The following is a 24,988-nucleotide window of genomic DNA, read 5'->3' as shown; positions in this document are numbered from 1 at the left end:
CCTGAGTGAGAAACGTCAGCGCAGCAACCGAATAACGTTTCAACCTGCGGCCTGGCAAAACACGACTTCTTAGTTATGGGACTGATGTATGTTCAACCGGTTGAAGAAAAGTCTGGTCGCCTCTTTGATAGTGTCACTGCTGGCAGGCGGTGTGCTCCCTTCCCGGGCCGATGATATGGTCGATTCGCTGCCCGATATTGGCACGACAGCGGGCGGAACGCTGTCGATTAATCAGGAACTGCAAATGGGGGATTTTTATGTCCGCCAGCTGCGCGCCAGTGCGCCACTGATTAACGATCCGCTGCTGAATGACTACATTAACCAGTTGGGACAGCGGCTGGTGTCACACGCTAACTCTGTGCGTACCCCTTTCAACTTCTATTTAATCCGTAACGACGAAATTAACGCCTTTGCCTTTTTCGGCGGTAACGTGGTGCTGCACTCGGCGCTGTTCCGCTATGCGGAGAATGAGAGCCAGCTGGCGTCGGTAATGGCGCATGAAATATCCCATGTCACTCAACGCCATCTGGCGCGCGCGATGGAAGAGCAACAGCGCAATGCACCGCTCACCTGGGTCGGCGCGCTTGGCTCAATTTTACTGGCAATGGCCAACCCGCAGGCAGGAATGGCGGCGCTGACCGGTACGCTGGCGGGCACCCGCCAGGGCGTGATCAGTTTTACGCAAAATAATGAGCAGGAAGCCGATCGTATTGGCATTCAGGTATTACAACGCTCGGGCTTCGATCCGCAAGCGATGCCCGAGTTTCTGCAAAAGCTGGCCGATCAGTCACGCTATGCCTCTAAACCACCGGAAATTCTGCTGACCCACCCGTTGCCCGACAGCCGTCTGGCGGATGCCCGCAACCGTGCAAACCAGATGCGTCAGGTCGTGGTGCAATCCTCGCAGGATTATTATATGGCTAAAGTGCGCGCCCTCGGCATGTACTCAGGCGGGCGAAATCAGCTGGATAACGACCTGCTCGACAGCTGGGCAAAAGGCAATACCCGTGAGCAGCAGGCGGCGCAGTATGGCAAAGCGATTCAGTTTTTGCAGGCAAAAAGCTTCGCCAATGCCAAACGCATTATTGAACCGCTACTGGTGAAACAGCCCAACAATGTCTGGTATCTTGATATCATGACCGATATTGATTTAGGGCTGAATCAGGCTCCACAGGCAATTAAACGCCTGACCGCCGTCAGTGCCTCCGCCAGTAATCCGGTATTGCAGCTCAACCTGGCAAATGCCTTTGTCGAAGGTAACCAGCCCGCCGCCGCCAGCCGGATTCTGAACCGCTACACCTGGGCGCATCCTAACGATCCTAACGGCTGGGATCTGCTGGCACAGGCGTCGGCCGCGCAGGGTCTGCGTGATGAAGAGCTGTCGGCGCGCGCCGAAGGGCTGGCACTGGCGGGACGCCTCGATCAGGCGATTACCACGCTGAGCGGTGCCAGTTCACAAGTTCCACTGGGAAGTCTGAAGCAGGCACGTTATGACGCGCGTATCGATCAACTGCGTCAGTTACAGCAACGCTTCCGCCAGTATTCAAAATCGTAAAGGAAAACCGATGGTCACTATTTATCATAATCCTCGCTGCTCCAAGAGCCGGGAAACCCTGAATCTGTTGCAGGAGCACGGTGTGACACCTGAAGTAGTGCTCTATCTCGACACGCCGCCGGATACCGCAACGCTGAAAACCTTACTGCAACAGTTAGGCTTTAGCAGCGCTCGTCAGTTGCTGCGTAATAAAGAGGAACTGTATAAACAGCTGGATCTGGCGGATGCTTCACTGAGTGAAGCACAACTGTTGCAGGCAATGATCGATCATCCAAAGCTGATCGAGCGCCCGATTGTGGTGGCTAACGATCGGGCACGTATTGGCCGTCCGCCTGAGCAGGTGCTGGAAATTATCTAAGCTTTTCGTCACTGTCGGAGGCAGATGCGCCTCCGGCCTTACAGATCGAGCGTCTCTTTCACGAAGGGAATGGTCAGTTTGCGCTGGGCACTGATGGAAGCGCGATCGAGTTTGTCCAGCGTATCAAACAGCGTGCGCATTTCACGGTCCAGCCGCTTCAGCAAAAAGCGACCCACATCTTCCGGTAGTTCAAAACCGCGCAAATCGGCGCGCAGCTTCAGCGCCTGCAATTTGTCCTCATCGGAGAGCGGTTGCAGTTTATAGATCTGTCCCCAGTCGAGACGTGAGGCAAGATCGGCCAGTTTAAGGTTAAGCTGGCGCGGAGGACGATCGCCGGTGATGAGCAGCCGGGTTTTACCGGTTTCAAGGATCCGGTTATAAAGATCAAAGATTGCCATTTCCCACGGTTCGTCACCGGCAATGCATTCGATATTATCAATGCAAATCAGCGCCAGTTGCTCCATGCCATCCAGCACTTCGGGCACAAACCAGGTCCGTTTATCCAGCGGAACATAACCGACTGCTTCACCGAGCGCTGAAAGCTCAGCACAAGCGGCATGCAGTAAGTGACTGCGCCCACCGCCTTCACGTGACCAGAAATAGAGATAGCTGCCATGTTCCTGATGCAGCGCGCCTTTTAGCGCAGCCAGTAGCGACGGATTCTCCCCTGGCCAGAAGCTGGCAAAGGTTTCGTCGTCGGGCAAATAGAGTGGCAATGAAAGCTGTGCCGGCGTGTTCAGAAGCACCTCAAGTGTGAACGGGCAGAAAACGGCAAAAGTTTATCACAACTTTTGTCTTTAAATGAAATGGGCAGCCTGAGCTGCCCATTAGTCGATCAATGCGGCGTATTATCTTCCGCATCCAGCACCACTTCTTCCGGACGCAACAGACTGATCGCTTTAAAGATCAGGCTTAATCCGACGCCAACAATCGTCGCCAGCGCCATTCCTTTAAGTTCGGCCGCACCGATATGCACTTTCGCGCCGCTGACGCCAATAATAAGGATCACCGAGGTCAGGATCAGGTTTTGCGCTTTGCTGTAATCGACTTTCGATTCGATCAGCACGCGAATCCCTGAAGCCCCGATCACCCCGTACAGCAGCAGCGACACGCCGCCCATTACCGGTACCGGGATCACCTGAATCGCCGCCGCCAGCTTACCGACGCAGGAGAGCAGAATCGCCAGAATTGCCGCACCGCCAATTACCCAGGTACTGTAAACACGGGTAATCGCCATCACACCAATATTCTCGCCGTAAGTGGTATTCGGCGTCGAACCAAAGAAGCCGGAGAATACCGTCGAGATGCCGTTCGCAAACATCGAACGATGCAGGCCCGGATCTTTCATCAGATCTTTTTTAACGATATTGGCGGTTACCACCAGGTGGCCGACATGTTCCGCAATGACCACCAGCGCCGCAGGCAGAATGGTAAAGATGGCAAACCACTCAAAGCGCGGCGTGTAGAAAGTTGGCAATGCGAACCATGGCGCTTCGCGTACCGCCGTCCAGTCAACAATGCCCAGCACAAATGACAAGGCATAACCGACGAGTACACCAATCAGAATCGGGATTATCGCCATAAAACCGCGAAACAGTACCGAGCCAAATATCGTCACCGCCAGCGTAACCAGTGAGATAAGCACGGTTTTGCTGTCGGCAGAAGTGCCATCAGCAGGCAGCAGACCGGCCATATTGGCCGCCACGCCCGCCAGTTCCAGTCCGATTACCGCCACGATGGCCCCCATCGCCGCAGGCGGAAACATCACATCCAGCCAGCCGGTACCGGCTTTTTTCACAATCAGCGCCACCAGACAGAACAGCACGCCACACATAATAAAGCCGCCCAGCGCGACTTCATAACCCAGCGGTAACAGCAAAAGTACCGGGGAAATAAACGCAAAGCTGGAACCGAGATAGGCGGGGATTTTACCTTTACAGATAAACAGATACAGCAGCGTACCGACACCGTTAAACAGCAGCACCGTTGCCGGGTTGATATGAAACAGAATCGGCACCAGCACCGTCGCGCCAAACATGGCAAACAGATGCTGGAAACTGAGTGGAATGGTCTGGAGCAGCGGTGGCCGCTCACTAACGCCGATGGCACGACGAGTCATGGTATCCCCTTGAGATGTTATTTTTGCCATAAAAAAGCCGACTCTGCGGTCGGCTTCATTTTTTTAGAAATTATTTGGTTCCGAAAATCTTATCGCCGGCATCGCCGAGGCCAGGAATAATGTAGCCTTTCTCGTTCAGTCCGTGATCGACCGATGCGGTATAAACTTCGATATCCGGATGCGCTTTCTCCAGCGCCGCCAGACCTTCCGGCGCGGCAACCAGCACCAGAACTTTAATGCTGTTACAACCGGCTTTTTTCAGCAGATCGATGGTGGCAATCATTGAGCCGCCAGTCGCCAGCATTGGGTCTACGACCAACGCCAGACGCTCTTCAATATTTGACACCAGCTTCTGGAAATACGGTACCGGCTCCAGCGTTTCTTCATCACGATAGACGCCGACCACACTGATACGCGCGCTGGGTACATGCTCCAGTACCCCTTCCATCATGCCCAGACCGGCACGCAGAATCGGGACAACGGTAATTTTTTTACCTTTAATCTGGTCGATCTCAACCGGACCATTCCAGCCTTCGATGGTGACCTTTTCAGTTTCCAGATCCGAGGTGGCTTCATAGGTCAGCAAACTTCCCACTTCTGAGGCGAGCTCACGAAAACGCTTGGTGCTGATATCCTGCTCACGCATCAGGCCCAGTTTATGTTTGACGAGCGGGTGTTTGACTTCCACGATCTTCATTGTTGTTCTCCCGGAGTGGTTAGCGGCAAAAAAAAATCGCGGGATTATACCGCCTTTTTTTCGGTGCGCCATATGACTTGAGGCAATTAAGATCAATTAGCTAAGGATTGTCTAAAATTAGGCGATACGCAATGTCAGCTAAGATGACACTCGCAAACGTTTGCCTGCGCTGATAGAATTGCCGCGCTTTAATTTCAAACCACCAACCGCAACCGCGTGGGGATTTCGCAGTGACCGACAAGACCTCTCTCAGCTATAAAGACGCCGGCGTAGATATCGATGCTGGTAATGCTTTAGTCGATCGTATTAAAGGCGTAGTGAAAAAGACTCGTCGCCCGGAAGTGATGGGTGGACTGGGCGGTTTCGGTGCCCTTTGTGCGCTGCCGCAAAAATACCGCGAACCGATTCTGGTTTCCGGCACTGACGGCGTCGGCACCAAGCTGCGTCTGGCAATGGATCTGAAACGCCACGACAGTATCGGTATCGATCTGGTCGCCATGTGCGTTAACGACCTGGTGGTTCAGGGCGCAGAGCCACTATTCTTCCTCGACTATTATGCGACCGGCAAACTGGATGTGGATACCGCAGCCAGCGTGATTACCGGTATTGCCGAAGGCTGTCAGCAGTCTGGCTGTGCTCTGGTCGGCGGCGAAACCGCAGAAATGCCGGGCATGTACCACGGTGAAGATTACGACGTGGCCGGTTTTTGCGTCGGCGTGGTGGAAAAATCAGAAATCATCGACGGCAGCAAAGTGCAGGACGGCGACGTACTGATTGCGCTCGGTTCAAGTGGCCCGCACTCTAACGGTTACTCGCTGGTGCGTAAGATCCTTGAAGTGAGCCAGACCGAGCCGGAAACCACCCAGCTGGCAGGCAAATCCATTGCCGATCACCTGCTGGCTCCGACCCGTATTTACGTGAAAAACATTCTCAGCCTGATCGAACAGGTTGATGTACACGCCATTGCTCACCTGACTGGCGGCGGCTTCTGGGAAAACATCCCGCGCGTACTGCCAGATAACACCCAGGCCGTGCTGGAAGAGTCGAGCTGGCAGTGGCCGGCGATCTTCAGCTGGATGCAGCAGGCGGGTAACGTCAGTCGTCATGAGATGTATCGCACCTTCAACTGTGGCGTGGGTATGGTTATTGCGCTCAGCCCGGCGGATGCCGATAAAGCGGTGCAGTTAATGACCGACGCTGGCGAGCAGGCGTGGAAAATCGGCGTCATTAACGCTTCCGACGCGGAAGAACGTGTGGTTATTAATCCATGAAAAAGATAGTCGTGCTGGTTTCCGGTAATGGAAGTAATCTCCAGGCAATTTTAGACGCCTGCCAGCAAGGACAAATCAACGGCAGCGTTGCTGCCGTTTTCAGTAATAAAGCCGACGCCTGGGGACTCGAACGCGCACGCATGGCCGGTATTCCCGCCCATGCGATTGAAGCCGCACAGTTCTCCGATCGCGAAGCGTTCGATCGTCAGCTGATGCTGGAAATCGATGCCTATGGTGCGGATTTAGTGGTGCTGGCGGGCTATATGCGTATTCTCAGTCCGGCATTTGTCGCGCATTATCATCAACGCCTGCTGAATATTCACCCTTCATTGCTGCCAAAATATCCCGGCCTGCACACTCACCGTAAAGCGATTGAAAACGGTGATAACGAACATGGCACGTCGGTGCATTTTGTTACCGATGAACTGGATGGTGGCCCGGTGATCTTACAGGCTACTGTACCGATTTTTGCAGGCGATACGGAAGACGCCTTGAATGCCCGCGTGCAGCAGCAGGAACATGCGATCTATCCGCTGGTAGTCAGCTGGTTTATCGATGGCCGTCTGACCATGCAGGATAATGCCGCCTGGATGGATGGGCAAAAACTGCCTGCCGAAGGTTATGCTGTAGATTAAACAGTAACAGGCCAGCAAAAACTGGCCTGTTGCCATCAGTATCCCGCTTTAACCATACCTGCCCGTAATATAATCCTCAGTACGACGTGCCTTTGGCGCGGTGAACAGATCGTCGGTCTGCGCAAACTCCACCACGCTGCCGTTATGCATAAACGCGGTATAATCCGACACGCGTGCTGCCTGCTGCATATTATGCGTCACCAGAATCAGGGTGAAATGCTGCTTTAGCGTGGTCATTAGCTCTTCAATCACCAGCGTCGAGATCGGGTCGAGCGCCGATGTTGGCTCGTCGAGCAGCAGTACTTCCGGCTCAATCGCCACCGCGCGCGCAATCACCAGCCGCTGCTGCTGCCCGCTGGAAAGCGTCAGCGCATTCTGCCGCAAACTGTCTTTTACCTCGCTCCACAGTGCCGCGGCACGCAGCGCACGCTCGACCGCCTCGTCCAGCACCCGTCGATCGCGCACACCCTGCAAGCGCAGCCCGTACACCACATTTTCATAAATCGACTTAGGAAAAGGATTGGGCCGCTGAAACACCATGCCCACGCGGCGACGCAGCGCGGAAAGATCGCCAGCATGATGCAGAATCGACTGCTGTTCCAGCAGGATATCGCCTTCCATCCGACAACCATCAATCAGGTCATTCATGCGGTTAAAGCAGCGCAGTAGCGTCGACTTACCACAGCCGGAAGGGCCTATCAGCGCAGTGATGCGGTTTTTAGGTATCCGCAGCGAGATATCTTTCAGCGCCTGTTTATCGTCATACCATAACGACAGCTGATTCAGTTCCAGCGCCGTTTCTGTTCCGGCGAAAGCCTCGGTTGAATGCATTACAGTGTCCAAAGTTATTGCACCAGCGCACGATAGCGCTCGCGCAGGCGATGGCGTAACCCCATCGCCACCAGATTCAGTCCTGTCACGATGCTCACCAGTAATAATGCGGTGGCATAAACCAGCGGTCGCTCCGCTTCGGCGTTCGGACTCTGGAAGGCCAGATCGTAGATCTGAAAGCCAAGGTGCATAAATTTACGATCGAGATGCAGATAAGGGAAAATGCCGTCGATCGGCAGTTCCGGCACCAGTTTTACCACCCCGACCAGCATCAGCGGCGCCGTTTCGCCAGCGGCACGCGCCACCGCCAGAATCAGGCCGGTCAGCATCGCCGGTAAGGCCAGCGGCAACGTGATATGCCACAAGGTTTCCGCCCGGGTGGCGCCCAGTGCCAGCGAACCCTGACGCAGCGCGGCAGGAATGCGCGACAGTCCCTCTTCGGTCGCGACAATCACCACCGGCAACGTCAGCAGCGCCAGCGTCAGCGAGGCCCATAATAAGCCCGGCGTGCCGAAAGTGGGATTGGGGAGCGAGGCCGGGAAAAACAGCTGATCGAGCGTGCCGCCAATCAGCCAGACAAAAAATCCGAGGCCAAAAACGCCGTAGACAATCGACGGTACACCGGCGAGATTCACCACTGCGATACGCACTAAACGAGTTAACGCGTTACGGTCAGCGTATTCATGCAGCCAGACAGCGGCAATCACCCCTAACGGCATCACCACCACTGACATCAGCAGCACCATCAATACCGTACCGAAAATCGCCGGAAACGCGCCGCCATCCGCTTGATATTCGCCCGGTGAATCGCTGATAAAATGCCAGATCTGCGTGGCGAAATGGCGCCATTTCTGCCCCAGCGTCATCGCATTAGGATGCCAGGCGGCAACGATTTGCGTCAACGGAATACGCTGCACATTTCCGCTGGCATCGCGCAACAGTAGCGCGCTGCGTTCTGTTTCGCTGTTAAGCGAAGCCAGCCGCGTCGCCAGTTGGTTAAACTGGCGCTGTAATTCAGCCCGATCCGCCTGATGAATCGACTGCTCCTGCGCAGTGTACTGCTGCTCTTCACGCAGCTCTTGCGCCTGTTGATGCAATGCTTCCAGTTGAGCATTGACCTTCGCCATCTCGACGCGACGAATCTGCGCCGCCTGTTGCAACTGCTGACGCGTTTGCAACAACCGCTGTTGCAGTGCTTTATCCATATTCTGCGCAATTAACGGTTGAGTCCCGTCGCGCAAACCGGTAAACCAGCCGTAGGCGTTGCCGCCGCTGCGGCGCTGCAACACGATAATCTCTTCCGGCTGTTGGCGCTGGTGGATATCGCTGGATAACAACGTGCGGAAATCCGGCGCGGCAAAATCGCGGTTACCGGTTTTGATCAGATAACGCGTGACGCTTTCCGGCATCTGCCCGGCGATCCTGCTACCGCTATCCTGTAACTGCTGGCGGGAAACCTGGCTACGGTTGACCACCTCGCCCAACAATTGCACACTGCCCGCGCCGGGTTGATTCAGCGTAAACAGCGTCACCGGCTGCGGCCAGAAACCGCGCAGTCCCTGCCAGGCCAGTAAGCTAATCAGCAGCAAAAAAGCCAGCAGGCTGAACGCCACTGCACCAGCGGTTAACCAGCGCCAGCGGTCGTTCTGCGCCATCCACTTATTCATCCCTGCCCCTCATGCTGACCATAGCGCTGACGCAGCCGCTGGCGCACCACTTCCGCCAGCGTATTCACCATCAGGGTAAACAGCAGCAGCACCAGCGCGCTGAGGAACAGAATGCGGTAATGGGCACTGCCTGCCGCCGCTTCCGGCATCTCAACAGCGATATTGGCCGACAGAGTACGCAAACCGTGGAACACACCGCCATCGGTGACCGGCGTATTGCCGGTGGCCATCAGCACAATCATGGTTTCCCCCACCGCGCGACCAAACCCGATCATCAGTGCGGCGAAAATACCCGCCGACGCGCCAGGTAACACTACGCGCGACAGGGTTTGCCATGGCGTCGCGCCCAGTGCCAGCGAACCTTGACCCAGCGAGGCGGGCACGCTGAAAATCGCATCTTCAGCCAGCGTAAAAATTAGCGGCACCAGCGCAAATCCCATCGCCACACCGGCAACCAGCAAATTACGCTGCTCATAACCGTGCGCCAGGCGTTCCGCCAGACCGCGGCCAAACAGCCAGCCATCCACCAGCGGCAACAGCCATAGCGTCAGCAGACTGACCAGCAGCAGGAGTGGCACCAGTATCCATACTTCACGACCTTCGGCACACAGCCGTTGCCAGCGAGGCGGCAAACGCCGCGAACCCCAGCCACACAGCAGCAGTGTGGCAGCCAGCATAAATGGCAGCAGCAGTACACCGGACAGATGATCGGCAATGCGCGGTGCCAGCCACAATCCGGCGATCAGGCCGACCACCACACTCGGCAATGCGCCCATCATTTCGATGCCCGGTTTCACCCAACGCCGCAACGCCGGGGACATAAACCAGGCAGTATAAATGGCGGCGGCCAGCGCTAACGGCGTGGCGAACAGCAGTGCCAGCGCTGCGGCCTTCAGCGTCCCGGAGACCATCGGCACCAGACTGAATTTTGCCTGATAGTAATCTTCCGCCGCCGTCGATTGCCAAACCCACGCCGGTTGCGGATAGTTTTCATACCAGACTTTCTGCCACAGGCTACGCCAGCTAAAATCCGGCAACGGGTTGTGCAAGCGGAAGTAGTTCCACTGCCCGGCTCGTTCCACCAGCAGCCCATCCCCCTGCGGGGAAAACTCGGCGGCAGTGATCCCGGCAGGCAGCGAATGGGAGAAAATGGCGCCGTCCTGTTTACTGGCAAACAGCTTTAACTGCCCTTGCGGACTGAGGGTGGCAAACACCCTCCGATGAGCCTCACTGAAGAACAGCGGTTGTGCTTCAGCGCCTTTGAAATTGCGGATAAAATTAAGATGCGGGCCGGTGGGACTGGCGATATCGAACCATTGAGCAATGCCGGATGGCCCGGCCAGCAGCAGCGAGTCACCGCCACTCAGTAACAGCATATTCTGCGGTTTTTCTTGCAGCGTAATCGTGTCGCGCAAGGTAATGTTATCAGCGGTAATGCGCCAGACGCGCAGCAAATTATCGGCCAGCGCAAACAGCAGTTTGCCGTCCGGCGTCATTAATAGCTGGTCAGTGCCCGCCTGACTAAGGGTCTGGATGACCGGCGTCTGATTTGGCTGTAGCCGCGCCAGCTCAATGGTGTTATCGCTGGCCGCAGCAAATAACCAGCGATCATGGGCGCTGCGCGCGACAGCCGGATGACGTAACGGTTGTGTTGAAATCGCCAGTGCGCGGTCGCCCAGCGGAAATTTCCAGCGCGGTTCACCGTTGCTGGCGGTAAAATCGGCGGCAATAAGTTTTAAGCTGCCATCAGGCTGTAACAATGCCACCGCAGATTTATCGGCGGTAATCGCCGCCTGAACCGGGCCACTGGCAACCTGTAACGCCGGTTCCGCCGGTTCGCCGCTCAGCGGAATGAAACGGGCGGTGCCGTGCTGGTCAATACGCCAGCCCCATTGGCTATTCAGACCAATCGCCACCGCAGGTTGCGGTTGCCACAAAGCAAAATGACTGACTGGCTGGAGTGACGGCGCGGTAAACAGCGGCGTCACTACCCAGATTAGCCAGAAAAACAGCAGCATCATGACCAGCAGGATACCGACGCCACAGGCCGTGACCACGCGATGCGTCAGCCGGTCGATAAATCGCCGACGTGTGTCGCTGAATTGCACGGGAATATGGTTGTCGATCATGCCAGAAAAAGGTTCCGTTTCGCTTTGAAGCCGCTATGTTGCCCGTAGCCGCTTGATAAGACAACTATTGAGGTTGGACAATGCAGCCATACTCTCGCCATAATGGATTCGGACACCAGATACCTTGGTCCTGAATCAGCACATCGGAGTAAAAATGGGTCAGGAAAAGTTATACATTGAAAAAGAACTGAGCTGGTTATCTTTTAATGAGCGTGTATTGCAGGAAGCAGCAGACAAAAGCAATCCGTTGATTGAGCGCATGCGTTTTCTGGGTATTTACTCCAATAATCTTGATGAATTCTATAAGGTTCGCTTTGCCGACCTGAAACGCCGCATTCTGATTGGCGAAGAACAGGGTTCGGCCAGCACGCCACGCCATTTGCTGAAAAAGATTCAGCAGCGGGTGATGAAAGCCGATCAAGAGTTTGACGGCCTGTATAACGATCTGTTGCTGGAAATGGCACGCAACCAGATTTTCCTGATCAATGAACGTCAGCTGTCGCCGAATCAGCAGAACTGGCTGCGTCACTACTTTAAACATCATCTGCGCCAGCACATCACACCGATTCTGATCAACCGCGACACCGATCTGACTGAGTTTCTTAAAGACGATTACACCTATCTGGCGATCGAAATTATTCGCGGCGAAGATATCCGTTATGCGCTGCTGGAGATCCCATCCGATAAAGTGCCGCGCTTCGTTAATCTGCCACCGGAAACGCCACGTCGCCGCAAGCCCATGATCCTGCTGGATAACATCCTGCGCTACTGTCTGGATGATATCTTTAAAGGCTTTTTCGATTATGACGCGCTCAACGCCTATTCAATGAAAATGACGCGTGACGCCGAATATGATCTGGTGACTGAAATGGAATCCAGCCTGCTGGAGTTGATGTCATCCAGCCTGAAACAGCGCCTGACCGCCGAGCCGGTTCGCTTTGTTTATCAGCGTGATATGCCGGATGCGATGGTCGAACTGCTGCGTGGCAAGCTAAGTATCTCGAACTACGATTCAATTATTCCCGGTGGTCGTTACCATAACTTTAAAGACTTTATTAGTTTCCCGAACGTTGGCAAAGCCAACCTGGTGAACAAACCGCTGCCGCAGCTGCGCCATATCTGGTTTGACGGCTTCCGTAACGGTTTTGATGCCATCCGCCATCGCGACGTGCTGCTCTATTATCCTTATCACACCTTCGAGCACGTGCTGGAGCTGCTGCGCCAGGCATCATTTGATCCGAGCGTGCTGGCGATCAAAATCAATATTTACCGCGTGGCGAAAAACTCGCGCATTATTGATGCGATGATTCACGCCGCCTATAACGGCAAAAAAGTCACGGTGGTGGTCGAGTTACAGGCGCGTTTCGACGAAGCAGCCAATATTCACTGGGCAAAACGCTTAACCGAAGCGGGTGTGCATGTGATCTTCTCCGCACCGGGATTAAAGATCCACGCCAAGCTGTTTTTGATCTCGCGTCGTGAGAACGATGAAATTGTGCGCTACGCTCATATTGGCACCGGTAACTTTAACGAGAAGACCGCACGTATCTATACCGACTACTCATTACTGACTGCCGATGCGCGTATCACTAACGAAGTGCGTCGGGTATTTAACTTTATCGAAAACCCTTATCGCCCGGTCAGTTTTGAACATCTGATGGTCTCGCCGCAAAACTCGCGCCGAATGCTATATCAGCTGATCGATAATGAAATTGCCAATGCACAGAAAGGAATTGAGGCTGGCATTACGCTGAAAGTGAACAATCTGGTGGATAAAGGTTTAGTCGACCGGCTGTACACCGCTTCCAGCGTCGGGGTAAAGGTTAACCTGCTGATTCGCGGAATGTGTTCACTGATCCCAAATCTGGAAGGTATCAGCGATAACATTAAAGTAATCAGTATTGTAGACCGCTATCTTGAGCATGACCGGGTGTATATTTTTGATAACGCCGGCGATAAAAAAGTCTATCTCTCTTCTGCCGACTGGATGACCCGTAATATTGATTACCGCATCGAAGTGGCGGTGGCGATCCTCGATCCCACGCTAAAACAGCGCATACTGGATATTATTGACATCCTGTTCAGTGATACCCTTAAAGCCCGCTTCGTTGATAAAGAGCTGAGTAACCGTTATGTGCCGCGTGGCAACCGCCGTAAAGTTCGCGCGCAGTTGGCCATTTACGATTACATCAAATCCCTGGAACAACCTGAATAATTCACTATGCCAATATCCCATAAAAGTACCCCCAAACCGCAGGAATTTGCTGCCATTGACCTCGGTTCAAACAGTTTCCACATGGTGATTGCACGCGTGGTGGATGGTGCCATGCAGGTGCTGGGAAGGTTGAAACAGCGGGTACATCTGGCCGACGGGCTGGATGCCAACAATGTGCTCAGTGAAGAGGCGATCCAGCGTGGTCTGAATTGCCTGGCGCTGTTTGCCGAGCGTTTGCAAGGCTTCAGCCCGGCGAATGTCACCATTGTCGGCACCCATACCCTGCGTCAGGCGGTGAATGCGGAAGACTTTCTGCAACGCGCCGCCGATGTGATCCCTTATCCGATCGAAGTGATCTCCGGTCATGAAGAAGCGCGCCTGATTTTTATGGGTGTGGAACATACCCAGCCAGAAAAAGGCCGCAAGCTGGTAATTGATATCGGTGGCGGTTCAACCGAACTGGTCATCGGCGAAGATTTTGAGCCAAAACTGGTGGAGAGCCGTCGTATGGGATGCGTCAGTTTTGCCAATCTCTATTTCCCGCAAGGAGTAATTAGTCGAGAGAATTTCCGCCGCGCACGGCTGGCTGCCGCGCAGAAGCTGGAAACCCTGGCCTGGCAATATCGCCTGCTGGGCTGGCAGTTTGCCCTTGGCGCATCCGGCACCATCAAAGCAGCCTGCGAAGTGCTGCAAGCGATGGGTGAGAAAGATAAGCTGATTACCCCGGAGCGTCTGGAGATGCTGTACGAAGAGGTAATCAAGCATAAATCCTTTGATGCGCTCAGTCTGCCAGGCTTGTCTGACGAGCGCAAAGCGGTGTTTGTTCCCGGACTGTCGATTTTGTGTGGCGTATTTGACGCACTGGCGATCCGTGAGCTGCGCCTGTCGGACGGCGCGCTGCGCGAGGGCGTGCTGTATGAGATGGAAGGTCGTTTCCGCCATCAGGATATTCGCAGTCGCACCGCACAAAGCCTGGCGAACCACTACAATATCGACACCGATCAGGCGCGGCGTGTACTCGACACCACCGAACTGCTTTATCTGCAATGGAAAGCGCAAAATCCGAAACTGGCGAATCCCCAGCTGGCCGCGCTGCTAAAATGGGCATCGATGCTGCATGAAGTGGGTTTAACCATTAATCACAGCGGATTACAGCGCCACTCCTCCTATATTTTGCAAAATACCAATATGCCGGGCTTTAACCAGGATCAACAATCGTTGCTGGCGATGCTGGTACGCTATCATCGTAAAGCGGTGAAAGTGGATGAAATGCCGCGCCTTACGCTGTTTAAGAAAAAACAGTTTCTGCCGCTGGTATTTCTGCTGCGTTTAGGTGCTCTGCTGAACAATCAGCGCCAGGCCACCACCAAACCCGACAGCCTGAAGCTGGAAACCGATGATGGACACTGGACGCTCACCTTCCCTGCTGGCTACTTTGCCCAGAACAACCTGGTGCAGCTCGATCTTGAGCGCGAGCAGGCGTACTGGGAAGATGTGGTCGGCTGGAAGCTGATGATTCAGGAAGCGCCGTAAAGATTCCGGCACTGATTTAGAGTCGGCAGATACACGGCGACCTTAGGGTCGTCGTTGCTGAAAAAGGCCGGCTCCCTTTTAATAACGGTTTTATCATGACAACTCCAGACACCCGCAACGACCTGAGCAAAAAATATGCGCTTAGCGCGCCCCATTCTGAAATCGTCGAGGCCGCCAGCCGTATTGCTCCCGGTAAAGCGCTCGATCTCGGCTGCGGCAACGGACGCAATTCGCTCTGGCTCAATCAGCGAGGTTTTGAGCTTACCGCCTGGGATAAAAATCCGCAGAGCATTGCCACGCTGAACCACATTATCGAGCAAGAATCGTTAAGCCATATCAGCACCGAGATCAAAGATCTGGATAGCCTGCGGTTTAATGGTCAGTACCAGCTGGTGTTCTCCACCGTGGTGATGATGTTTCTGCAACCGGACACCATCCCGCAGATGATTGCCGATATGCAGGCCAGCACGGTGAAAAACGGTTATAACCTGATCGTTGCCGCGATGGACACCGCCGATTATCCCTGCACGCTGCCCTTCCCGTTCACCTTTAAATCCGGTGAGCTGAGTCACTATTACCGCAAGTGGCACATTGTGAAGTACAACGAAGAGGTCGGGCAGCTGTTTAAAACCGATGAAAACGGCAATCGTATTCAGCTACGTTTCGCCACCCTGCTGGCGCAAAAGGCACCGACTAAGAACTGATTTTGTTGTTTGCCGCCGGGGGTAAGCTCGACAACGGCTGTGGCATACTGATGGCATAGCCCTGTAAATAATCGACTCCCAGCTTTTTCAGCGCGGCGGCAATGTCATCTGATTCGACAAACTCTGCCACCACCTTCATCCGCTTCAGGCGGGCGACGCAGCAAATCGATTCGATAATATGGTAATCGAGGCTGCTGGTCAGAATATTGCGCACAAAGCTGCCATCAATTTTCAGCATATCGGCCTGAACCTCCTTCAGGCGGGTATAGCTGGCATAGCCGGTGCCAAAATCATCAATGGCCACACGGCACCCCAGATAGCGCAGCTGATTAATCGAGCGATTCCCCCAGGAAAAATCACTCAGCATATGCGACTCCTCCACCTCAACGATTAGCTGCCACGGCTCAACATTATAGGTTTTTAACATTACATCGATTTCCCGCGCCAGGTGTGGACGACACAGGGTGGAGGCGAAGAGATTCACCGATAAGCGCGCGGCCGGGAGCGATTCACGATGCTGATCGATAAAGTGCAGCGTCTGGTCAAGTACCCAGCGGTCGATTTCCCAGCTCATGCCAAACTCGTGCACCACCGGCAGGAAAACCTCCGGCTTCAGTTGATCGCCATGAGAATCCACCATCCGCAGCAGGATTTCGTGATAGTCATCGCCGCGTAGTCCCTGAATACGCTGAGCCAGTAGCACAAACTTATTTTCATCCAGCGCATGTTGCACCTCATGCAACATCGCCAGTTTATCCTTCACTTTGCGCTGCACCGGTACTCCGCCCTGCTGCAAATTCTCTGGCAGCCCGCTATTCAGCGACACTTCGGCCATCGCGCTTAGCTCTCCCAGTAGCTCATGAAGGTGGCTCACTGGCGGCCTGACGGTGCAATAACTCAGCCCGACGCTCGGCTGTAGCGGTAATCCATCCCACGTCAGACGATAGTTTTTCAGGCGCGTAGCAATCTCATCAATACGTATCAGGTGGGTCGCGCTTTCCAGCCGCAGCGCCAGATCAAATCCCGGTAGCTGATAGACGTCTTCTTCCGGACGCAGCAAAGGACGAAGATGCCCTGCCAGACAGCGCTTATACTGAATACGCAGTTGCAGACCATAGGTTCGGCTCAACAGATCAAGTTCAGGAATGCGTAAAAAGCACAGCGTTGACTGGGCACGCGTGGCGAGATCGGCATCAAGTGCGCGCAGATTGGGCAAACCAATCACCGGATCGGTCAGCGCGGCACGCCGGTATTTAATGATAATGCGGCGCTGGCGGTTACCGATCGCCGCCATCAGAAAGATCGTCAGCGTAAACACCAGCAAATTCGAGGAGATAATCGCCAGATGCAGCAGCTGGGTCTGCATATCAACAAACTGCTCGCGAAACTGATACAACGCCACCAGAATAAGCGACCAGCTGAGGGACGTCATCAGATAGCCAAAGCGCATCGCCGCCCATAACATCAGCGGCAGCAACAACGTCAGGGTGTAATCACTGGTCAGCAAATTTTCCCGATCAAGGCGGAAATGGGTAAGAATCGCCAGTATCATCGCCATCAGCGCCGCCCAGCACACTAATTCGCGCCCGGTCACCTCATCAGCGATTTGGCGCTTTAAACGCCCCCATAGCAATGTGGCGAAACGCGGGTTTTTGATCATCCGAATCAGCCAATAGTAGACCTGCATCAGGGAAACACAGGAGAGCAATAGCGACTGATAGTTGATCAATGTGCGGATGGTAAAAGGGTCCTGGGAAAAAATCCCGCTGGCTTCCGGCAGCACCCCCAGCGTCACCACGGTTTGTAGCAGGATCAGCATCAAGGTCGGCAGAAAAAAACCCAGCCAGAACAGACGCACGGGCATCATACTGAACTCGCCAAAACCGGCGCTCCAGCGGCTGCGCGCATGCATACGATAGCCGGTCCAGCTGATACTCATGCCAACCAGAAAGATCGTGGTGGCAATCAGCGCCTGAGCCGGAGAAATATACAGAATATACCGGCATAACAAGGCGATACCCACTCCCGGTAGCGCCGCCCAGTCAAATACCATCAGCATCGCAACCATCATCGCCAGCGGCAGATAGATAAGATAGACATCACCGTCGGGAAGTTGCAGGCGGGCAGAGAAATGACTCGAAAGCGGCATCAGGATCAGCGGAAGTATTAGCGGCAATCCCCACCAGCAAGTGCTGAACTTTTTATAACTGAATTTTTTGCGCATATGCATCATCGTATGTTGCAGAGCCCGGCAAGCATTCAGTGCCGTTTTGCTGCTCTTCATCCTGAAGAAGCCCCTCGGGGCTGGCCCGCCCCCGCTGCGGGAGCGACCTGACATGCAACCAGGTCACGGCCAGTTTGACATAAATCAACTGATCATCAGATATATTTTTGTACAACTCGCCTGTTTAATTAGCAGTGAGTTAGCGGGTGATATTTTTGTACTGTAAGCCTGCGTAGCAGATTGACCTGATCGCTATGCTGTGCCTAAATAACTAAGTCGCTCATATCAGTGAGCAAACCACAGGAGCCCGGCGCGTGCATAACGCTATGACTATGAAACGACATAAAAAAACTGGACGGATGACGCGCATCGTATTGCTGATCAGTTTTATCATTCTGCTTGGACGCTTGATCTACGCGATTCCAGGCGCAATTGATCATCATCAGCAAAAGAAAGCGATACCCGAAACACCGACAATCACTACACCCGTCACCAACGAATAATGCTCTGCGTCACGTTATGATACGAGCGTTAAGTTGCCTTGTAGGAGACAACTTACCCTCATTTCATACCTGTTTTGTCGGCTTTAAGCCGCTTTCGACGTGTTGCTCTACAGACACAAGGGATATTTATGTCTGCACCTGCTTCTCACGCCCAGCAGCTGGCTGAAATTCGTAGCCGAATTCTTAATCTGCTGCTTAATAATAACGATTTAGTTGATACCCTTCTTGAACGTCCACATAACGAAACCGCGCTGGAAAAGCAGACGGTTGAACAACAAATTGATGAACTGAAACAGTCCATCACCCTGCTGCACGCCGCTGACCTCGCCGATATTCTCGAAGCGCTGCCTGAAGACGAACGCCAGGCACTGTGGCGTCTGATTGATAACGACCATCGCGGCCAGGTGTTGGTCGAAGCGTCCGAAAGCGTCTGGGAAAGCCTGATTGAGGAGATGAGTGATAAAGCCATCCTGCGGGCGATTGAGCCGCTGGATATCGACGACCAGGCCTATCTCGCCAAATATCTCTCGCGCGATCTCACCGGCCGTTTGCTGACCTCGCTGGAGCAAGGCCAGCGGGCGCACGTGCTGAATATGATGCACTTCGACCGCGATCGCGTCGGCCGCATCATGGACTTCAATCTGCTGACGGTGCGTGCCGATGTTTCACTGGCAACCGTACAGCGCTTTCTGCGCCGCAAAAAATCGATGCCGGACGGTACCGATAAACTGTTTATTACCGATAAACACAATGTGCTGCTCGGCGAGCTGCCGCTGACTGATATCCTGCTAAACACACCGGATAAAAAGGTGTTCGAGGTGATGAACAAGAAACCGACCACCTTCCGCCTGGATGATAAAGCGGAAGATGCAGCCGGTGCCTTCGAGCGTTATAACCTGATTTCAGCGGCGGTTATCGATCAGAAAGGTAAGCTGATTGGCCGCGTCACCATTGAAGATGTGGTGGATTTAGTCAACGAAGAGAGCGACAGCAATATTCGTAAGATGGGTGGTCTTAGCCCGGATGAAGACGTGTTTGCGCCGGTTAAAAAAGCGGTGCGCACCCGCTGGGCATGGCTGGCTATTAATCTGTGCACCGCGTTTGTCGCCTCACGGGTTATTGGGCTGTTTGAAGCGACCATCTCGGAGCTGGTGGCACTGGCGGCGTTAATGCCGATTGTCGCCGGGATTGGCGGCAATACCGGTAACCAGACCATCACGATGATTGTGCGCGCGCTGGCGCTGCATCAGGTTGAGCCGGGTAACTTCTCATTCCTGGTCATACGTGAATTAGGTGTCGCGCTGATCAACGGCCTGTTTTGGGGCGGTATAATGGGCGTGATTACCTGGCTGATGTATGACAATCCGGCACTCGGTGGCGTGATGATGCTGGCAATGGTGCTGAACCTGCTGCTGGCGGCGCTGATGGGCGTGCTGATCCCGTTAATTATGACCAAAATGAAACGCGATCCGGCGGTCGGCTCCAGCGTGCTTATCACAGCGATCACGGATACCGGGGGCTTCTTTATTTTCCTCGGTCTGGCGACGGTGTTTTTACTTAAGTAACCTTCAATCAGGGGCATCTGTGCCCCTGATTTTTCCCTGATAAGAGGGTATTCAGCAGACGGTTTAAAGCGCAGTCACGCCCTGCTCCTCCGCTTCGCGTTGCCAGTCCAGAATCAGCTGATAATCCTGCCGCTCTACCACGCTAAAACCACCGATCAATAACGCACGGCACAGCGCCTGATAGCGCGGCTCATGCACCAGTTGCTGTAAAGCAGCTCTGAGTTCAGCGATTGCCTGTGGTGAGGTGTGCGCCGAGGTGATGAGTGGCAGACCGGGTGCCAGCGGGCTTTGTTCAATCACCGCCAGCCCCTGTAACAACGCTGGCTGGTGGCGCTGTAACAGTGCCAAACTAACGCAGTCAATTGCCGCAATATCTGCATCGCCATCGCTCAGTGCGCGCAGCGATTGCCGGTGGCTGCCACTAAAGACCACCCCACTGAAAAATTTTCCTTGTTGCGCCAGCGGTGCCACCATTTTGCGCAGTACATTGTAACCCGACTGTGAATCTGGCGAATTGCATACCGCTCTGCGTGTTGAGAAATCTTTAAGCCTCTTGCTGTTATCTTGCTGACGAACCAGCAAAAAACTGCGATACCCGGCCCCTTCGCAGCCCGCAGCCGTATAATGAAAACAGCCAACCGTCTGTACATCAGGCAGCAGCGTCATCAGCGGATAGCCACAGGTCTGGCTGAGGAGAGTGCGGCTGTCACGCCAGTGGGAGAGCAGATTATCCGGAAACAGCGGCAGCAAGGCGTCCTCACTTCTGGCCCCGGTCGTCAGCAACGACTTCAGCGCATTCAGCAGCGCGGCGGTATCAGGCCGATGAATGTCGTACATCGGCAGGGAAAGATAATCATTCATCGCGATAAGTTTCTCGTCTGCTGTGCGGATGCTGGCCAACATCTACCGACTTTAGCAGAAAACGGCGTAACCATTCACCGTAGCCTCTGACGACAAAGCCATGATTGCGCCACTGATAATCCTCACGATAGAGCAAATAAACTTTGCGCAATCCGTACCAGGGAACCCCCGGCAGATCGTGATGAACGGAATGATAGTTAAGATTGAGAAACAGCAGACGCCACGGCAGCGCCGCTTCATTGATTACCGAGCGCGCCAGTGGCTCATCCGCAGCACGATGCTCCAGAAAAGAACGCACTTTTGTCAGCGCCAGCGCCGGATAACCGACGATGAGCAGATACCAGACTAACGAAAAACCGCAGTGGGCAATCCAGGCAAACAGCATTACCAGCAGCACAATATGCACGGTCCACATCGCCATCGCCGCGAATTGAAGACGGCGAAAAGCGCTAAACATACTGATAACGGTTTGCAAAATATCCAGCAGCGGAGCCAGCAATAATCGTCCGGGAAAGGTATTACGAAGCTGGATAATCTTGCGCTGCCAGCTGGCAAAACGCTGCCAGCGCTCAGCCGAGAAGTAGTAGGTTTCCGGATCTTCATCTGGCAGAGTCAGTAACTGGTTACGGTGATGTGCCAGATGGGAATCACGATACAGGCCATAAGGATACCAGACCGCCAGCGGCAGTAAGCCAAACAGCTGATTCACCCTGGCAAAGCGCGTCGGATGACCATGGATAAGCTCATGCTGCAAAGACATATACCAGGTGGTAAACCAGATAAGCAGCAACGTCGCAGGGAACAGGCCCAGCACTTGCCAGTAAGCCATGGTGGTAAACCAGCCGCCATAGACGGTGAAAATTAATAGCCAGGTGGGAAATTCACTGCGCCACAGCCAGCTGCGAGACCATTGCCGGATAACATTACGTTGCTGAACGTGCAACCAGGCTGTTTTATTCTGAATCATTAATCCCACACCATGCTGATGATACCGTCGTGTCACAGTGTGAAGATGTGAGAAATTCCGGGAAAGAACAAGTAACTAAAATGGATAAGCTATTCTGAAAATTAGCTAAGAATTATCCATAAAGTACTTATCTGGTAACAGGCAGGCGCAACGCGTTAAATAATTATACGACACGGCTTCGACGTAATACCCAAGATAAATATTATTTTCTTAAACATATACCCGCTGATTAATAAAAAAGACAGCACATCAGTCTCAATAAACGCTCGGAATTGCCTTATAAAACGCAGCTATGATAGGGTTACAATGCTGTATGAAAATTACACAAACGCTATTTTTAAGATAATTAGCCTTGAATGTATTAACTCATGGATTTAGCTGCGCTGACGCGAGGATTTCCGTTATCAGAGCAGTCTGATCCCCACAATGGAGAAGGACGACCATGCACACAAATAATGAAGGCGGTTCCGGTGCAGACATCATCATTCCTGAGATGTTAACGCGCTCGCTTGATTTGTTACCCGATCCCTACTGTATACGCACACCTGAAGGACGGTTTCTCTATGCCAATCTTGCGACTGCCAAACTGGCAGGACTGAAGTCAGCGCAGATTATAATGGAGAGAATTGATTATGAAATTCCCTCTCTGTTGTTCGAAGATGAAAACAATCTGGAAGCGTGGCGATATCAGGACAGAAAAATCATCGCTAACAGAAAACCCCTGGCGATGCTAGAAATACACCCGAATGCGGTAAATACGCCCTACATATGCCGAAAAGTCCCTTTTTATGATAACCAGAATCAATGTATTGGCTCATTCTGCTCTATAAAATATCTTGAGGTTTTCTCACCCAACGACTTTGTTAAAGGTAAGCTGCCGGGCTCACTGCTACTCAATAAACCGGATGATTTCTTTACCGAAAAAGAGTGCGAAATTATTTTTTTCCGCTTGCAGGGCATGAGCAGTAAGGATATTGCCGCTATCTTATTTCTCTCACCGCGCACCATAGAAAACCGCCTGGCCAATATGTATTCAAAAGCAGGTGTCGGTCACCTTGATGATTTCAGAGAGTTTTGTGAAAAACGAAATCTTCACCGCTACCTGCCGCAGCGCCTTATTTCTCACAAGAGGATCGGATTTAACAGTGACATCGAAGATGATGTTACCTAATCCTGAAAGATTTTGGCTGGTTTTTCGCAATAACCAATATAGCGCGATTATGGCGGGGAAGTTCAAAAAGGTAACTTCTACTCTTGTTGCAAAGTACTCCGCTATCTCTACTGTACATCTGGTCATTGCTATTATTGTATTAATTAGCATTACAAGCAGGCTGAATGAAAAAATGCTACACCGGGGAATGTATAATAATTATTTATAATAATTTAAAGTTTGTAAAGGCCGCCATGCGGCCTTTTATCTTTACAAAAAATAACCGACTCAGGGAGCAAAGATAACGGTCTTACAAAGTTTGAGATGAGTCATGGGAAAATCTTAACGCGCGAACTGGCTCGGTGGCTTTCCTACATATCTGCTGAACGCCACGCTGAATGCACTGCTCGAGCCGTAGCCTACACGTTCAGCGATCTCAGAAACCGTCAGCTTATTGTCGCTAAGCAGCTCCTTGGCGATCTCGATGCGCCATGCAAGCAGGTACTCCATCGGCGCAACGCCCACCATCCGCCTGAAACGTTCAAAGAACGCTGACCGGGAAAGGGTGGCGATCTTCGCCAGTTCATCAACACTCCAGGCGTAATTGATACGTGCATGCATCTGCGTCAGTGCTCGCGCCAGTCGTTCATCCCCCAGACCTCGCAGCAAACCCGGAGGTGCATTCTCCGTCGCTACCGATCGCATAGCTTCCACCAGCAACAATTCCAGCAGCCGGGACATCACAAACTCGCTACCCGGTTTTTGGTCAGCGGACTCCTCCCCCACCATTTGCACCAGTCGTGACAAACGCTGCGAATTCTGGACATGAACCACTTTGGGCAACAGCGAAACCAGCAACCCCTGATCGGGGCTATCGAAAACAAATGAGCCTCCCAGTGAGCGCATGTCCGCAGGGCCTTCTGGCTCACCATAACGCAGCTCGCTGCTGACGTTCACTATTTTGTTGGGGTCCAGATAAACCGGGGGAGCCGGCACAAAGCTTGCCAGGGTAAAAGCGGGTGTTGTCGGCAGCAGAATGAAATCACCTGCGTTGATGGTAATCGGCTGATGGCAGTCAACCGCCAGCAGACAGCTTCCATCGAGCATGATACAGAAGCTGGGCAGCCCATATTCGGAATAGCGCACCGCCCAGTTACCTTTACCACTGATGATCCGGGCAAAAACTGCGCGTGGATGAAGCAGGCGAACCACTTCGGAAAGCGGATCGCTGATATTTGGACTGTTGCTAAACAAATCAGGACTCCACATCATCGATAATACTTAAATATTCATTTATCGTTCTCTCCGAGTCAACTGAAACCTCGGAGACAGAGATGAAAACTGTATTAATTACCGGTTGTTCTTCAGGCTATGGCCTGGAAACCGCGCGCTACTTCCTTGCTCAAGGCTGGAAGGTGATTGCCACCATGCGCACCCCGCAGGAGGGACTTTTCCCCGAATCAAGTAACCTGCGTATCCTGCCGCTGGATGTGACCCAAGCTGATAGCATCAAGCGTGCCCTCGACGCCGCTGGCCCGATTGACGTGCTGGTAAACAATGCCGGGATTGGGCTGTTCGGCGCGTTTGAGGCTACGCCGATAAGCAGCGTGCGCGATATCTTCGAAACCAACACGTTCGGCGTGATGGCCATGTGCCAGGCGATTATCCCGCAATTTCGTCAGCGTCGTACCGGCACCATCGTCAACGTCACGTCGAACGTCACATTAGCACCGTTCCCACTGGTGGCTTGCTACACGGCCAGCAAGACGGCTATCGAAGGGTTCACCGAGTCACTTGAACTCGAACTGAAGAACTTCGACGTGCGGGTCAAACTGGTAGAACCCGGTTACGGCCCGACGACCAGCTTCACCGCTAATGGACAACAGCGTATGCAAGGCCTGATTCCACCGGCCTACGAATCGTTCGCCCAGAGCATCTTCGCGGAGTTCGCCAGTGTGACTGCGGCGACCACCGAAGCCGACGTGGCCGAAGCGGTGTTTAAAG

21 protein-coding genes are annotated in these 24,988 nt (G+C 53.4%); 11 read left to right on the top strand and 10 right to left on the bottom strand.

Annotation, left to right across the window (positions count from 1 at the left end; genetic code table 11):
- The first annotated feature begins 88 nt into the window (after positions 1 to 88).
- Positions 89 to 1,555 (top strand): beta-barrel assembly-enhancing protease, encoded by a 1,467-nt coding sequence (gene bepA / locus NG42_RS01295; RefSeq protein ID WP_052896982.1) that lies wholly within the window; start codon positions 89 to 91, stop codon positions 1,553 to 1,555.
- Positions 1,556 to 1,565: 10 nt separating this feature from the next.
- Positions 1,566 to 1,913 carry an arsenate reductase (glutaredoxin) gene (gene arsC / locus NG42_RS01290; protein WP_052896980.1) on the top strand — a complete coding sequence of 116 codons (348 nt, stop codon included), beginning with the start codon at positions 1,566 to 1,568 and terminating at the stop codon, positions 1,911 to 1,913.
- Positions 1,914 to 1,951: 38 nt separating this feature from the next.
- Here the strand turns inward: arsC and hda are convergent, their stop codons facing one another.
- The 3 genes from hda to upp form a co-directional block, all read right to left on the bottom strand.
- Positions 1,952 to 2,653, bottom strand: coding sequence for a DnaA inactivator Hda (gene hda / locus NG42_RS01285; RefSeq protein WP_241488285.1), 702 nt, complete (start codon positions 2,651 to 2,653; stop codon positions 1,952 to 1,954).
- Positions 2,654 to 2,748: 95 nt separating this feature from the next.
- On the bottom strand, positions 2,749 to 4,032 hold the full coding sequence (gene uraA / locus NG42_RS01280; protein WP_052896976.1) for a uracil permease: 1,284 nt from the start codon (positions 4,030 to 4,032) through the stop codon (positions 2,749 to 2,751).
- A 70-nt stretch (positions 4,033 to 4,102) separates the two neighbouring features.
- A complete protein-coding gene (gene upp, locus NG42_RS01275; protein ID WP_052896974.1) occupies positions 4,103 to 4,729 on the bottom strand; it encodes a uracil phosphoribosyltransferase in 627 nt (208 codons plus the stop codon).
- A gap of 230 nt (positions 4,730 to 4,959) precedes the next feature.
- Between upp and purM the strand changes: the two genes are divergently transcribed.
- Positions 4,960 to 6,000, top strand: a complete 1,041-nt coding sequence (purM, locus tag NG42_RS01270; RefSeq protein WP_052896972.1) for a phosphoribosylformylglycinamidine cyclo-ligase — start codon at positions 4,960 to 4,962, stop codon at positions 5,998 to 6,000.
- The gene (gene purN / locus NG42_RS01265; protein WP_052896970.1) at positions 5,997 to 6,635 is read left to right on the top strand and encodes a phosphoribosylglycinamide formyltransferase; all 639 of its coding nucleotides are present in this window, start codon (positions 5,997 to 5,999) and stop codon (positions 6,633 to 6,635) included. Before purM ends, purN begins: the two co-directional genes overlap by 4 nt.
- A gap of 48 nt (positions 6,636 to 6,683) precedes the next feature.
- Here purN and pstB read toward each other — a convergent pair whose 3' ends face one another.
- Genes pstB through NG42_RS01250 form a run of 3 tightly spaced genes read right to left on the bottom strand, consistent with a single transcriptional unit; the run spans position 6,684 to position 11,262 of the window.
- Positions 6,684 to 7,466, bottom strand: coding sequence for a phosphate ABC transporter ATP-binding protein PstB (gene pstB, locus NG42_RS01260; RefSeq protein WP_052896968.1), 783 nt, complete (start codon positions 7,464 to 7,466; stop codon positions 6,684 to 6,686).
- 14 nt (positions 7,467 to 7,480) lie between these two features.
- Positions 7,481 to 9,133: a phosphate ABC transporter permease PstA gene (gene pstA, locus NG42_RS01255; RefSeq protein ID WP_052896966.1), complete on the bottom strand. Its 1,653-nt coding sequence runs from the start codon at positions 9,131 to 9,133 to the stop codon at positions 7,481 to 7,483.
- Entirely contained in the window at positions 9,130 to 11,262 is a 2,133-nt protein-coding gene (locus NG42_RS01250) for an ABC transporter permease subunit (protein WP_052896964.1), read from the bottom strand. The genes pstA and NG42_RS01250 overlap by 4 nt, the downstream gene beginning before the upstream one ends.
- 154 nt (positions 11,263 to 11,416) lie before the next feature.
- On the opposite strand from NG42_RS01250, the gene ppk1 reads away from it, so the two are divergent.
- The 3 genes from ppk1 (at position 11,417) to tehB (ending at position 15,714) form a co-directional block, all read left to right on the top strand.
- Complete coding sequence (ppk1, locus tag NG42_RS01245; protein ID WP_052896962.1) at positions 11,417 to 13,477, top strand: polyphosphate kinase 1; 2,061 nt, start codon at positions 11,417 to 11,419, stop codon at positions 13,475 to 13,477.
- 6 nt (positions 13,478 to 13,483) lie between these two features.
- Positions 13,484 to 15,010 carry an exopolyphosphatase gene (gene ppx, locus NG42_RS01240; protein ID WP_052896960.1) on the top strand — a complete coding sequence of 509 codons (1,527 nt, stop codon included), beginning with the start codon at positions 13,484 to 13,486 and terminating at the stop codon, positions 15,008 to 15,010.
- Between the two features lie 95 nt (positions 15,011 to 15,105).
- Positions 15,106 to 15,714 carry a tellurite resistance methyltransferase TehB gene (tehB, locus tag NG42_RS01235; protein ID WP_156322143.1) on the top strand — a complete coding sequence of 203 codons (609 nt, stop codon included), beginning with the start codon at positions 15,106 to 15,108 and terminating at the stop codon, positions 15,712 to 15,714.
- Here tehB and NG42_RS01230 read toward each other — a convergent pair.
- Complete coding sequence (locus NG42_RS01230; RefSeq protein ID WP_241488277.1) at positions 15,704 to 17,998, bottom strand: sensor domain-containing phosphodiesterase; 2,295 nt, start codon at positions 17,996 to 17,998, stop codon at positions 15,704 to 15,706. The two genes, tehB and NG42_RS01230, sit on opposite strands and share 11 nt — an antisense overlap.
- A gap of 254 nt (positions 17,999 to 18,252) precedes the next feature.
- Here NG42_RS01230 and NG42_RS21795 point away from each other — a divergent pair, with 254 nt between their 5' ends.
- Positions 18,253 to 18,441, top strand: coding sequence for a YfgG family protein (locus NG42_RS21795; protein ID WP_072133247.1), 189 nt, complete (start codon positions 18,253 to 18,255; stop codon positions 18,439 to 18,441).
- A 128-nt stretch (positions 18,442 to 18,569) separates the two neighbouring features.
- Positions 18,570 to 20,006: a magnesium transporter gene (gene mgtE, locus NG42_RS01225; RefSeq protein ID WP_052896956.1), complete on the top strand. Its 1,437-nt coding sequence runs from the start codon at positions 18,570 to 18,572 to the stop codon at positions 20,004 to 20,006.
- Positions 20,007 to 20,069: 63 nt separating this feature from the next.
- Here mgtE and NG42_RS01220 read toward each other — a convergent pair whose 3' ends face one another.
- Both NG42_RS01220 and NG42_RS01215 read right to left on the bottom strand, forming a co-directional pair.
- Positions 20,070 to 20,867, bottom strand: a complete 798-nt coding sequence (locus NG42_RS01220) for a phosphate/phosphite/phosphonate ABC transporter substrate-binding protein (protein WP_052896954.1) — start codon at positions 20,865 to 20,867, stop codon at positions 20,070 to 20,072.
- Positions 20,860 to 21,834, bottom strand: coding sequence for a fatty acid desaturase (locus NG42_RS01215; RefSeq protein WP_052896952.1), 975 nt, complete (start codon positions 21,832 to 21,834; stop codon positions 20,860 to 20,862). The genes NG42_RS01220 and NG42_RS01215 overlap by 8 nt, the downstream gene beginning before the upstream one ends.
- A gap of 442 nt (positions 21,835 to 22,276) precedes the next feature.
- Here NG42_RS01215 and NG42_RS01210 point away from each other — a divergent pair, with 442 nt between their 5' ends.
- Positions 22,277 to 23,005 carry a PAS and helix-turn-helix domain-containing protein gene (locus tag NG42_RS01210; RefSeq protein ID WP_053115863.1) on the top strand — a complete coding sequence of 243 codons (729 nt, stop codon included), beginning with the start codon at positions 22,277 to 22,279 and terminating at the stop codon, positions 23,003 to 23,005.
- A 321-nt stretch (positions 23,006 to 23,326) separates the two neighbouring features.
- On the opposite strand, the gene NG42_RS01200 is transcribed toward NG42_RS01210, so the two are convergent.
- The gene (locus NG42_RS01200; protein ID WP_206541916.1) at positions 23,327 to 24,253 is read right to left on the bottom strand and encodes an AraC family transcriptional regulator; all 927 of its coding nucleotides are present in this window, start codon (positions 24,251 to 24,253) and stop codon (positions 23,327 to 23,329) included.
- Positions 24,254 to 24,318: 65 nt separating this feature from the next.
- Here NG42_RS01200 and NG42_RS01195 point away from each other — a divergent pair.
- On the top strand, positions 24,319 to 24,988 hold a 670-nt coding region (locus NG42_RS01195), incomplete at its 3' end, for an SDR family oxidoreductase (RefSeq protein WP_052896946.1).

It is taken from the genome of Winslowiella iniecta (genome assembly GCF_001267535.1).
GTDB classification, from domain to species: Bacteria; Pseudomonadota; Gammaproteobacteria; order Enterobacterales; family Enterobacteriaceae; genus Erwinia; species Erwinia iniecta.
This window is presented reverse-complemented; position numbering and strand designations above follow the sequence as displayed.

Coding starts and splice junctions, on each gene's coding strand:
- bepA (WP_052896982.1), top strand. CDS start 89: ATGTTCAACCGGTTGAAGAAAAGTCTGGTCGCCTCTTTGATAGTGTCA.
- arsC (WP_052896980.1), top strand. CDS start 1,566: ATGGTCACTATTTATCATAATCCTCGCTGCTCCAAGAGCCGGGAAACC.
- uraA (WP_052896976.1), bottom strand. CDS start 4,032: ATGACTCGTCGTGCCATCGGCGTTAGTGAGCGGCCACCGCTGCTCCAG.
- upp (WP_052896974.1), bottom strand. CDS start 4,729: ATGAAGATCGTGGAAGTCAAACACCCGCTCGTCAAACATAAACTGGGC.
- purN (WP_052896970.1), top strand. CDS start 5,997: ATGAAAAAGATAGTCGTGCTGGTTTCCGGTAATGGAAGTAATCTCCAG.
- pstB (WP_052896968.1), bottom strand. CDS start 7,466: ATGCATTCAACCGAGGCTTTCGCCGGAACAGAAACGGCGCTGGAACTG.
- pstA (WP_052896966.1), bottom strand. CDS start 9,133: ATGAATAAGTGGATGGCGCAGAACGACCGCTGGCGCTGGTTAACCGCT.
- NG42_RS01250 (WP_052896964.1), bottom strand. CDS start 11,262: ATGATCGACAACCATATTCCCGTGCAATTCAGCGACACACGTCGGCGA.
- ppk1 (WP_052896962.1), top strand. CDS start 11,417: ATGGGTCAGGAAAAGTTATACATTGAAAAAGAACTGAGCTGGTTATCT.
- ppx (WP_052896960.1), top strand. CDS start 13,484: ATGCCAATATCCCATAAAAGTACCCCCAAACCGCAGGAATTTGCTGCC.
- tehB (WP_156322143.1), top strand. CDS start 15,106: ATGACAACTCCAGACACCCGCAACGACCTGAGCAAAAAATATGCGCTT.
- NG42_RS01230 (WP_241488277.1), bottom strand. CDS start 17,998: ATGAAGAGCAGCAAAACGGCACTGAATGCTTGCCGGGCTCTGCAACAT.
- mgtE (WP_052896956.1), top strand. CDS start 18,570: ATGTCTGCACCTGCTTCTCACGCCCAGCAGCTGGCTGAAATTCGTAGC.
- NG42_RS01220 (WP_052896954.1), bottom strand. CDS start 20,867: ATGAATGATTATCTTTCCCTGCCGATGTACGACATTCATCGGCCTGAT.
- NG42_RS01215 (WP_052896952.1), bottom strand. CDS start 21,834: ATGATTCAGAATAAAACAGCCTGGTTGCACGTTCAGCAACGTAATGTT.
- NG42_RS01210 (WP_053115863.1), top strand. CDS start 22,277: ATGCACACAAATAATGAAGGCGGTTCCGGTGCAGACATCATCATTCCT.
- NG42_RS01200 (WP_206541916.1), bottom strand. CDS start 24,253: ATGTGGAGTCCTGATTTGTTTAGCAACAGTCCAAATATCAGCGATCCG.